Annotated in this window: 9 protein-coding genes; 4 read left to right on the top strand and 5 right to left on the bottom strand. The window is 43.6% G+C overall.

What is annotated here, in order from left to right:
- Nucleotides 1-32: 32 nt before the first annotated feature.
- From gspG to gspC, 5 genes are read right to left on the bottom strand one after another with little or no spacing between them, the layout of a single operon-like run.
- Entirely contained in the window at nt 33-476 is a 444-nt protein-coding gene (gspG, locus tag L4C33_RS01420; RefSeq protein ID WP_428810689.1) for a type II secretion system major pseudopilin GspG, read from the bottom strand.
- 56 nt (nt 477-532) lie between these two features.
- Nucleotides 533-1,759, bottom strand: coding sequence for a type II secretion system inner membrane protein GspF (gspF, locus tag L4C33_RS01415; protein ID WP_428810688.1), 1,227 nt, complete (start codon nt 1,757-1,759; stop codon nt 533-535).
- A gap of 1 nt (nt 1,760) precedes the next feature.
- Complete coding sequence (gspE, locus tag L4C33_RS01410) at nt 1,761-3,263, bottom strand: type II secretion system ATPase GspE (protein ID WP_428810687.1); 1,503 nt, start codon at nt 3,261-3,263, stop codon at nt 1,761-1,763.
- On the bottom strand, nt 3,263-5,287 hold the full coding sequence (gene gspD / locus L4C33_RS01405) for a type II secretion system secretin GspD (protein ID WP_428810686.1): 2,025 nt from the start codon (nt 5,285-5,287) through the stop codon (nt 3,263-3,265). The genes gspE and gspD overlap by 1 nt, the downstream gene beginning before the upstream one ends.
- Before the next feature lie 36 nt (nt 5,288-5,323).
- On the bottom strand, nt 5,324-6,214 hold the full coding sequence (gene gspC / locus L4C33_RS01400; RefSeq protein ID WP_428810714.1) for a type II secretion system protein GspC: 891 nt from the start codon (nt 6,212-6,214) through the stop codon (nt 5,324-5,326).
- Between the two features lie 308 nt (nt 6,215-6,522).
- Here gspC and hslR point away from each other — a divergent pair, with 308 nt between their 5' ends.
- From hslR to L4C33_RS01380, 4 genes are all read left to right on the top strand, one after another.
- The gene (gene hslR, locus L4C33_RS01395; RefSeq protein ID WP_428810685.1) at nt 6,523-6,909 is read left to right on the top strand and encodes a ribosome-associated heat shock protein Hsp15; all 387 of its coding nucleotides are present in this window, start codon (nt 6,523-6,525) and stop codon (nt 6,907-6,909) included.
- A 28-nt stretch (nt 6,910-6,937) separates the two neighbouring features.
- On the top strand, nt 6,938-7,816 hold the full coding sequence (hslO, locus tag L4C33_RS01390; protein WP_428810713.1) for an Hsp33 family molecular chaperone HslO: 879 nt from the start codon (nt 6,938-6,940) through the stop codon (nt 7,814-7,816).
- A gap of 339 nt (nt 7,817-8,155) precedes the next feature.
- Nucleotides 8,156-9,781 (top strand): phosphoenolpyruvate carboxykinase (ATP), encoded by a 1,626-nt coding sequence (pckA, locus tag L4C33_RS01385; protein ID WP_428810684.1) that lies wholly within the window; start codon nt 8,156-8,158, stop codon nt 9,779-9,781.
- A gap of 146 nt (nt 9,782-9,927) precedes the next feature.
- Nucleotides 9,928-11,943: an AsmA family protein gene (locus tag L4C33_RS01380; protein ID WP_428810683.1), complete on the top strand. Its 2,016-nt coding sequence runs from the start codon at nt 9,928-9,930 to the stop codon at nt 11,941-11,943.
- Nucleotides 11,944-11,973 lie beyond the last annotated feature (30 nt).

Below are 11,973 nucleotides of genomic sequence, written 5' to 3'. Positions count from 1 at the left end.
ACTACTATCGATTTTCAAACATAAGCCGAGGCTTATTGGAAATCTTGCATGTTCCAGTTGCCGATATCCGCAGCAACACCTTCACCGCCTTCTTGACCATCAGCTCCTAATGTAAAGATATCGATTGTGCCGTTATCCCCTGGGCTCAGGTATTGGTATTCATTACCCCAAGGATCATTAGGAAGACGTTTAATGTAGCCACCGTCGCGGTAGTTACGAGGCTCTGGACTGCTTGGTTTAGACACTAGCGCCTCTAAGCCTTGATCTGTCGTTGGATAAACACTGTTGTCCAACTTAAACATGTCTAGTGCATTCTCAAGAGCGACAATATCAGTAATCGCCTTCTGCTGATCGGCCTTTTCTTTATTGCCCAGTAGATTAGGTACAACAAAACTTGCCAAAACGCCCAGAATAACAACCACAACCATCACTTCTAGAAGTGTAAAACCAGACTGTTTTTTCATTTTATTTTTCATTATTTCTCCAAACTACACTCTAAATTAGGTAATCCTACCCATTAAAATTCCAAGAACTATCCGCTCATTAAGTTGTTCATCTCAAGCATTGGCATCAACGTTGCCATCACGATGAATAACACTAACCCAGCCATTAGAGCAATTAACGCTGGAGTAAAAATACCGAGTGCGATGTTGACCGTCGACTCAAAACTTTGGTCTTGGTTATCCGCCGCTCGCGTTAGCATTTGCTCAAGCTGCCCACTTTGCTCTCCACTTGCGATCATATGCAGCATCATAGGTGGAAATAATTTGGTTTGGTCGAGCGCTTTACGCAAGCTAGCACCTTCACGCACACTGTCTGCAGCGTTCACAACTTGCTGTTTCACGAACTGATTCGACATCACGTCTACCGCCACTTTCATACCTTCCAAAATAGGAATCGCGCTGGAAGTACAAATAGATAGTGTACGAGCGAAACGAGCAGTATTAATGCCTTTGGCAATTTTACCGATCAGCGGTAAAGCCAAGAGCTTTCTATCCCAATTCAAGCGAATAGACGGTTTCTTCAATGCTGTTTTCAACAGGAAAATCGCTGCAACAATGAGGATAAGTAATTGGATTCCCCAATTCTGAATAAATTCACTGGAAGCTAATAAGAATTGTGTCGACTGAGGAAGCTCTTGCCCCATCTGAATGATCGGTTCAACGATTTTAGGAACAACCGTCGCAAGCAAGAACGAAACAATACTCACTGCGAAGACCACCAGCACTACAGGGTAAATCATCGCCTGCATTAACTTAGAACGCATTTTTTGACGATTTTCAGCGTAGTCAGCTAAACGTTCTAGAACAGCATCTAAATGGCCTGACTTTTCGCCCGCAGCAACCATTGAACGAAAGAGTTCATCGAAAACATGAGGGTAATCAGCAAGACTCTCGGCCAAACTATAACCTTCGGTTACCTTGGCTCTGACTGCAGCAAGCATAGTGCAAATACGAGGTTTTTCTGACTGCTCAGAAACCGCTTTTAAACACTCTTCAAGTGGCATTCCTGATTGAACTAATGTCGAGATTTGGCGAGTAATTAAAGCAAGATCTGGAGTACTTATTCCTCGCTTTAAGCCTAGTGACGGGCCGCCACTGGCTGACTTCGTCGCTTTGGCTTTAGCTTCAATCACTTCAATAGGGACTAAGCCTTGCTCTTTCAGTCGTTGACGGGCCTGACGAGCATTATCCCCTTCAATGGTGCCTTTCTTCTGCTTGCCTTTTGCGTTCAAGGCTTTGTATTCAAACGCCGCCATACTAAACTTCCTTGGTCACTCGCATCACTTCTTCCAAAGACGTGATGCCCTGTCTCACTTTATCTAAACCATCACCACGAATACTTGGTGTACTCTGACGAATCGCCTTTTCAATGGCTTGTTCACCCGCTTCACTGTGGATTAATTCTTGTACTGAATCATCAATCATCAACAATTCATGAATACCGGTACGGCCACGGTAGCCTTTGTGATTACACTGCTCACAACCTTTTGCGTGATACAGCGTTAACTCATCTTTTTTCTTCAAATCAAACAGCTTTTTCTGCTCTTTGTCCGCTTTGTACGGTTCTTTACAGTCATTACATAATGTTCGAACAAGGCGCTGTGCCAGTACTCCAAGTAAAGAAGAAGAAATAAGGAAAGGTTCGATACCCATATCACGTAAACGCGTGATCGCACCTACTGCGGTATTGGTGTGTAATGTCGACATAACTAAGTGACCCGTTAAAGACGCCTGCACACCAATTTGGGCAGTCTCTAAATCACGAATTTCACCAACCATGACGACATCCGGATCTTGACGCAAAATAGCACGTAAGCCACGAGCAAAGGTCATATCGACTTTTGGGTTCACTTGCGTTTGACCAATACCATCGATATCAAATTCAATCGGGTCTTCAACAGTCAGAATATTACGTTCGTTGCTGTTCAGTTCCTGTAAGCCTGCATATAACGTGGTTGATTTACCAGAACCTGTTGGGCCGGTAACCAAGATAATGCCGTGTGGTCGTTGGATCAGCTTACGGAAGTTTTCGTGGTTTTGAGCGGTCATGCCAAGACTGTGCAAATCTAGTCTTGTCGCATTCTTGTCGAGTAAACGCATAACCACACGCTCACCATGAGAGGATGGCATTGTAGAAACACGTACATCAACTGCTCGACCGCCGATACGCAATGAAATTCGACCATCTTGTGGCACGCGTTTTTCAGCAATATCTAGCTTCGCCATGACCTTCACACGCGATACCAGCAAAGGAGACAGCTTACGACTTGGTGCTAAAACGTCACGTAGTACCCCATCGACTCGGAAACGAATCGATAATGACTTCTCAAAAGTTTCGATATGAATATCCGACGCGCCTTCTTTAATGGCTTCGCCTAACATGGCATTAATCAATTTGATGATCGGAGCATCATCTTCAGACTCAAGAAGATCTTCGTCTTGCGGAAGCTCTTCCGCCAACGAGAAAAAGTCATCGTTGTCAGCACCAATATCTTCCATCAACTGACGCGCTTCCGATGAATCACGTTGGTAAGCTTGGGTAAGCTTTAATTCAAACTCATCAACACTGATCGCTTGTGGCTCAAAGCCACCTTTAATGACACGCGCAACTTCCAAAATCGCAGCCGCACTAAGAGGCTCAACGTAATATAAATTTGGCAAACGTTCAGGGTGCCCTTGTTCCAATACCATCTTATAACGATTAGCAAAGCTAAACGGTAAGCGCTGGTAGGCTCGCACTGTATCTAGCATGTCCGACATTACTGAGCTTCCATTTGATCAATGAAGGCTTGAATTTCAGCAGGGTGGCGGATGTCATCGCCAAACTTAGGCAACACAGGAATATGCTCATTATCCATCAGCTTCAAACCTTGCTCTGACTTAAAGAGCTGCTCAGCACGGATGTAATTGTATTTGCGCTGAGTAATACCATCAGCCGTCATGCCATCACGAATGATCGTCGGCTTGATGAAGACCATCAGGTTTTTCTTTTCAACTTGAGTGTTCGTAGATTTAAATAGGTAACCTAGTACAGGGATGTCACCAAGGATCGGAACCTTAGATTCACTTTCCAAAGCGCGCTCATCAATCAAACCACCGAGTACAAGCATTTGGCCATCTTGCACAATCACAGAGGTATTCAATTGGCGTTTAGCAAAGCGTACATCTACTGCACCATTCGCACCTAACACGTTTGAAACTTCTTGCTCAATGTTCAGCTGAACGGCGTCACCTTCGTTAATTCGAGGAACGACTTTTAGCTTAATACCAACCTCTTTACGATCAACCGTTTGGAATGGGTTGTCATTACTAGAACCCGCAGTAGATCCCGTTAGTACTGGAACTTCTTCACCCACGATGAAAGAAGCTTCACCGTTATCCATAACCGTAATACTTGGAGAAGACAGTATGTTTGAGTTGGAGTCAGTTGACACCGCACTGATTAATGCAGTCCAGTCACCTAACGCAAGACTCACTGCCGCGCCATTCACACCAGAAAGTGCAGCGGCTAACGACGTAAAATCACCTTCTGTTGTGGTGGTTTCATTACGTAGGAAATTATTATCTGAATCGTAAACAGCCGTAGTTTCAGTCGTGTCTTTCGCTTCTTCTAAGCCAACCATCACACCACCGATAGGTGCACCTGTGTTGCCGTATTGGACAATGGCACCCGTTTCTAGGTTACCCCATTGCACGCCAAGATTAACGCCGTCACCTTCTGCCATTTCGACAATCAAAGCTTCAATCAATACTTGAGCTCTGCGAATATCAAGCTGAGCGATAACGTCTTGTAAAGCATTCATAATATCTGGCGGGGCTGTCATCACCAGAGAGTTTGTTTCTGTGTGAGCGGCAATCATGACCTGAGAACGGTTGCTGCTTTTACTTTTCGATGAAGACTGCTTTTCAGCTTGAAGGTTCTCTGACACGCCAGTCAACACGTCCACTAAATCTTCAGCTTTGGCATATTTCAGATAAATAACGCGGTTATTACCTTTAGTCGCCATTTCTACATCAAGTTGCTCTATCAAGCTTCTTAAACGGCTACGAACTTTAGGGTCACCCGATATCAGAATTGAGTTTGTACGATCATCTGCAACCAGCTTAGGTTGTAGGAAAGCCGGGGTGTTTTTGGCATCAGTCGTTTTATTCAATGCTTCAACAATTCGCACCATTTCAGCAGCAGAAGCATTACGTAGTTCAACCACTTCAATCGCTTTATCACCTGCTTGATCAACACGCTTAATGATATCTGCAAGACGGTTAACTACCGCTGCGCGCCCAGTAATTAGAATGATATTAGCAGGGTCGTAGTGCACAACGTTACCTGCTCCAGCATTATCGTTTAGTTGACGTAATAAAGGAGAGAGTTCTCGTACCGATACATTTCGAACAGCCACTACTCGTGTAATAACACTATCGCCTTGAATACGATCGCTATCACCGACTACGGGAATTGCTGATGTTTTAGAGTCTTTAGCTTTGATGATTTTGAGTACACCAGATTCCATCTCTACAACGGCGTAGCCATACACCTCTAAAACATTTAAGAAAAAGCTGTAATATTGCTCTTCATTCAGCACATCATAGCTACGAACATCGATCTTACCGCGAACGGAAGGGTCAACGATGATCGTCTTTTCTAAGTTACGCCCGACAATATTAATAAACTCTTGAATATCAGTGCCTTTAAAGCTCGCACTGTAGTCACTTGCGATAGCGGCTGGAGTGCAAACCAAGCTTCCTGCCAGTAACCATGCACTTTTCTTAAACCAATGCTTCACGTACTTCTCCTAGACTTTTGCCAATCGGCATAAGTTTTAAAATTCAATATAAACATCATGTTGCTGACCATCTCTCTCAACCGATAAGTTCAGTTCCGTGAGTTCTGAGATGGATTTGAATATAGTCGCCATTGCTGCTGGGTCAGTTAGATCATTACCGTTAAGCTGCGTCGCTATATCACCGTTCTTTAAACCAACAGCATTAAATAGCTCAGGATCTTTCCCAGGGCTAACTCGATAACCCAAAACCTGTCCGTCACGCTTCACTTGCGATAATCGAACGTACTGAAATATTTTTTGAGGGTCTTTAGTGATCTGCTGTCTTATTTGAGACAACTTATCTTCAGAACTGGTCGGGTTATTTCCCGTAACCGATGAAGTCGAGCGAGGTTTCGAGGCCGATACTTGCAATTTTTTGTACTCAATTCCCTCAAGCATCAATGTTTCATCTCGGCCTGAGTTTTCAATAATAACCCTATCGACTAACACCGCTTTTAATTTAGCTCGAGTTCCTTCAATGGTTTCATTGATCCCGTAAGTCGCCTGTTTGCCACGATTGGCAATCACAGCCAAACTTAATGCAGGGTTTGAACTCGCAACTGCACCAACTAACACCAGATTCAAACGAGTTTTTGGTGCATCTTGAACGATTGCCTGCTCAATAACAGGCTGTTTGGCGTTATATAAGCCAAATAGATGGCTTTTTTGAAGAGTCGATAAATCAAGGGATTCAGATGCCTGCTGTGATGCTTGCACATTCGCTTGCCATGGTGTCACCGAACTTTCTACAGGTTCCACGAACCATATAAGTTGTCCTAGTTTCCAAGCAGTAATACCGATCAGAAGGCAGCATAAGCTCAAGCTCAACGTCTGCTGAACTTTAACCTTATCTTGAAATAGACGATTTAATTGTGGGAAGTGCTGCAATACGCTTCCGTGCTCGGATGATTTCACTAACCTAAGTCCCTTCCATGACAAACCTATTCGCGCATAACTAGTTGTCATGTTTATATATTACTGAATTAATCAGCACACCATACAGTACGATGTGTTTTATATGTTTATATAATCGCACTATAGCACAATGGCAATTATAACAAGGCTTAACTATCGTAATTTTGTCACCTGCCTTGAAAAAACAGCGACCCGACTCCATTGTTAGCAACGCGTATTCAATATTGCGTGAATAAATTAACGAATACACCGCATTCACAACTTTCAGAGACGAGACCATTATGAAAACCGATAATGAAGCTGTCAGGCTAGACAAATGGTTATGGGCAGCTCGTTTTTACAAAACACGTTCAATTGCTCGTAATATGGTCGATGGTGGCAAAGTCCACTATAATGGCCAACGTAGCAAACCAAGTAAAATTGTTGAACTTGGCGCTGTAATTACCTTGCGCCAAGGTAATGAAGAAAAAACAGTAACCATAGAGAAAATATCCGCGCATCGTGGCGGAGCTCCAGTAGCTCAAACACTCTATGAAGAAACAACGGAAAGCTTGGCAAAGAGAGAAGAGTTTGCGAAACAACGTAAACTACATGCCCACAGCCCAAGCCCTGAACGTCGACCTGATAAAAAGCAGCGACGCGATATTATTAAATTTAAACATCAATAAGCTGGACATCCTTATGACCACAGAAGTAATGGCAAACAACATTTTAAACCGCTACCTATTTGAAGATCTTTCTGTTCGTGGCGAACTGGTACAACTGGATGAAGCGTACCAGCAAATTATTTCTAGCAAGGAATACCCGGCAGCAGTACAGAAGCTGTTAGGTGAGCTATTGGTTTCTACAACCCTACTTACGGCAACACTTAAGTTTGAAGGTTCCATTACAATGCAACTTCAAGGTGATGGCCCAGTTTCGCTAGCGGTTATCAACGGCGACCACGATCAAAAAATTCGTGGTGTTGCTCGTTTTGAAGGTGAAATCGCTGACGATGCAGGTCTGCACGACTTGATCGGTAAAGGTCACCTAGTGATCACTATTACGCCAAAGAAAGGCGAGCGTTACCAAGGTATTGTGGGTCTTGAAGGCAACACTCTGGCAGAAGTGCTTGAAGGCTACTTCGAAAACTCTGAGCAGCTTAAAACTCGCCTGTGGATCCGTACTGGTGAGCACGACGGTAAAAAACACGCAGCAGGTATGTTACTTCAAGTAATGCCAGACGGCACTGGTACTCCAGATGACTTCGAGCACCTTGAGCAACTAACCAACACAGTTAAAGATGAAGAGTTATTTTCACTAGAAGCTAACGATTTACTTTACCGTCTATATAACCAAGAAAAAGTGCAGCTATTTACACCACAGCCTGTTGAGTTTTTCTGTGGTTGCTCGCGTGAGCGAAGCGGTTCTGCAATCGTTACGGTAGCAAAAGAAGAGATCTACGACATCATTAGTACTGAAGGAAGTGTGGCTCTTCACTGTGATTACTGCGGTACAAACTACTCTTTTGACAAGGGTGATGTCGACGCTTTATTCGCTGAAGCGGAAGATAAAGGCAATAATACCGTTCATTAATTTCCCAAGATTACCAAGCACGTAATTTACCCAAAAAAAGGCCTGCACCATGCAGGCCTTTTTGTGATCCAAGGCCAGTAATTACGGGGCTTTCACGTAATTAAATCACCTCTTAATTTTAGTCTATTAATAATCATTTTGATCTAGCGCAAAGGTTTGCGTCCACGATAGACTAGTACTACCAATATGTGACGAGACACTTAAAACCTTGTGAAAATTATGGGTATATTTTGAGCTATACCTTGCGCTTTCCAAAGTTTCGTTACACGTGCGGTGAGCGAATAATAATAATTACAAATAAATAAAAAATCCCTACAAAATATCCTACAAGGAGCACCTATGACCGTTATGGAACATACAAAGGCTGCACAAATTGATCTAACTAAGCACGGGCTAACTGGTGTAACCGAGGTTCTTCGTAACCCAAGTTATGAGCAGTTATTCGTTGAAGAAACACTTCCAGGTTTAGAGGGCTACGAAAAAGGTGTAGTGACTGAACTGGGCTCTGTTGCTGTTGACACTGGTATCTTTACTGGACGCTCACCTAAAGATAAATACATCGTAAAAGATGACACGACACGCGATACCATGTGGTGGTCAGATCAAGGCAAAAACGACAACAAACCTATCACAACAGATGTTTGGAACGAGCTGAAAGAGCTAGTAACAACACAACTGTCTGGCAAGCGCCTATTTGTGATCGACGGTTATTGTGGTGCTAACCCTGATACACGTCTAAGTGTACGAATTATTACAGAAGTAGCATGGCAAGCTCACTTCGTTAAAAACATGTTCATTCGTCCAACTGACGAAGAACTAGCAACGTTCGAACCTGATTTCGTAGTAATGAACGGTGCGAAGACCACAAACCCTAACTGGGAAAAACAAGGTCTAAACTCTGAAAACTTCGTTGCTTTCAACCTGACAGAGCGCGTTCAAATCATCGGTGGTACTTGGTACGGCGGTGAAATGAAGAAAGGTATGTTCGCAATGATGAACTACCTACTACCTCTACAAGGCATTGCTTCAATGCACTGTAGTGCTAACGTCGGCGAAAAAGGCGATGTAGCAGTATTCTTCGGTCTATCTGGCACAGGTAAAACAACGCTTTCAACTGACCCTAAACGTCAGCTGATTGGTGATGATGAGCACGGCTGGGATGACGACGGTATCTTCAACTTTGAAGGCGGTTGTTACGCGAAGACGATTCGTCTATCGAAAGAAGCAGAACCAGAAATCTACAACGCAATCCGTCGTGATGCTCTACTAGAAAACGTAACAGTTCGTGGCGATGGCTCAATCGATTTCGATGATGGCTCTAAAACAGAAAACACTCGTGTTTCTTACCCTATCCATCACATTGAGAATATTGTTAAGCCAGTGTCTAAAGCAGGTCACGCTCAGAAAGTTATCTTCTTAACAGCAGATGCATTCGGTGTACTTCCTCCGGTTTCGAAACTGACACCAGAGCAAACTAAATACCACTTCCTATCAGGCTTTACTGCTAAGCTAGCTGGTACTGAACGTGGTATTACGCAGCCAACACCTACATTCTCAGCTGCATTTGGTGCTGCTTTCCTAACTCTTCACCCAACTCAGTACGCTGAAGTATTAGTGAAGCGCATGGAAGCTGCTGGCGCTGAAGCTTACCTTGTGAATACAGGTTGGAACGGCACTGGTAAACGTATCTCAATCCAAGATACTCGCGGTATCATTGACGCTATCCTAGATGGCTCGATTGATGAAGCAGAAACAAAAGTAATCCCAATGTTCAACCTTGAAGTGCCTCTAGCACTGCATGACGTTGACTCTGGCATCCTTGATCCACGTGATACTTACACTGACCCTCTACAATGGGACAGCAAAGCAAAAGATCTAGCAGAACGCTTCATCAACAACTTTGATAAGTACACTGATAACGATGAAGGTAAAGCATTAGTTGCAGCTGGTCCTCAGCTAGACTAATACTCATGCCTTAAAGTGATATTTCTGTAGCAAGCCCCTCTTTTGAGGGGCTTTTTTGTTGAAGCTGCACTCATTTTGTTCCACTCTGTTATTAAGGGCACTTTCACAAGTAAGGATTTAGCAATGAGAATGGAGAACCTCCAGCAATGAAAAAAGCATTTTTCAGTGTCTCGCTGCTAGTTATTTTCATCGCCGTCATTATTGCGGGCTTTATTAGTAGCCTCAAAACTGAATATGGTGCTCCCGCCGTTAATTACCTACTCAATAATGTGTTGTCGCAAAACATCAAAGTGGCTTCGGTCGATGTGCAAATGCCTTACCACATAACTTTACACGGTGTAGAACTCGCCCATAGCCCCTCACCAGATCAAATAAACACAAATGGCCACTACATAGAACAAGTCGACCTATGGTTAAACACTGATAGCTTATTGAAGCAGCGACTCATCATAGACAGCCTGCTACTCAATGGACTCAGTCTTCAACAAGGAATGTCATTTTCACCGCAGCAATTTCTCGCCAAACACAATATCCAGTTGAATCAGATCGCGATGAATAATCTAGACTTTGCCAACGAGACGTTCAGTTCTAGAGGAGTTAATCTCCAAGCCACCAACCCACAATGGCTTACACAAGATCAACTTTTACCTTTTTCCAAATTACAGCTATCTGCAGAGCAGGTTTACTGGAATGGAGAAGCGATCGACAACTTACTGATCGATTTAGATTTTAAGCCTAAGGACAGTACTCTCTATGGCGTTTCATTCACATGGAGAGAGTCTGCGATATCAGGACAAGCTGAACAATTTAATCAAAACTGGTCACTGATAAACGTTACCGTGGATAACCTAGTTTTAGACTCAGCCCAAACCAAAGAAATTGCCGATAAGTATTGGGACACAAAAGCGTTCACTATTAACCATATCAACAGCCTAGACATCATTCGCAGTGATCTTCAGTGGCAAAAGTGGCGTTTCTCGGGGTTAAACGCTTCACTCGAAAACATCCAACTTCCGTTTCATCTATGGCGACAGAAGCAAAGTAAGCTGTCTATGCAAGCCGACAGTATCAGCGTCTTTGAGCAGCAATGGATAGACCCCAACATCAACCTTGAGTTAACACCTCAGCAGATCACAGTGACCGACCTAACCACGTTATGGCAACAAGGGCAGATCCAACTCTCAGGTCAATTCACACCATCAACCATCAACCTCACCTCGCTATATCTTCATGGAATAAAATGGAGCTTGGAAAAAAGTGATTTAGACGCCCTGCAAGTGTTAACGAGTCAGTCTAGTCAATGGTTAGATAACCTCAAAGAGTTTTCCGTCAAAAAGCTGGACGTCGAACGCAGTCAAGTCATTCAACTTGCCCACCAGCCTTTCTGGCAAGCTTCAGGTGTCAACCTTGAAGGAACAGACCTGGCGTTACTTTCAAGCGGTAAGGCAGGGCTATGGCAAGGTACTTTGGAGGCATCCGCGAACAATGCCAGCTATGGTCAGATCCTAAGTGCTCATCCATTAGTTGAAATGAATAGCCAACAAGGTCATTGGCAACTTACGCGCTTGTTTGCCCCACTTAAAGATGGCTATATCGAGGCACAAGCTAATCTCGACTTCAAAGCCTTAAGTCAACCTTGGCAGCTGCTGATCAGTGCCGATGGCATTCCCGTTGCACCACTCATATCAGAATTAGGCCTACCGTTTTCACTTGAAGGGCTAAGTGAGTTCGAGCTGAACGCCAATGGATTGCTAGGCGATGACCAAATGTTAGCCCACTCTCTAACTGGGCAAATCACCGGTTCTATACGAAATTCGGGGCTCGCGACAAAAGTTGCAACCAAAGCCAAACTACAAGCTGAAGACTTCCAGCCGGTATCTATTTCTGACCTGAATGTCACTATGGATAGAGGGCGTATCAAATTAGAAAAGATTCTATTATCTGGAGAAGATTTAGCTGGAGAAATTGAAGGGAAACTAGACTTAACCCAACCGGAACAGCATGTAATCTCTTTGAAATTGAAAAAACAATGTGAAGATATCTCAGGGGATATTGTAACGGGTGACTACAGTAACAGCACTGAATGTGAAGTAGAAAAAACAACACAACCAGTGCCAAATATTACTGTCAACCAACCTCAAGCACCTGATATCGTCAAATAGTTAAGCTATTTAACTCTCTCCAAAATACTT

It is taken from the genome of Vibrio makurazakiensis (assembly GCF_050337375.1).
Lineage (GTDB): Bacteria > Pseudomonadota > Gammaproteobacteria > Enterobacterales > Vibrionaceae > Vibrio > Vibrio makurazakiensis.
The sequence above is the reverse complement of the archived record's forward strand: the minus strand, read 5'-3'. Positions and strand labels throughout refer to the sequence as shown.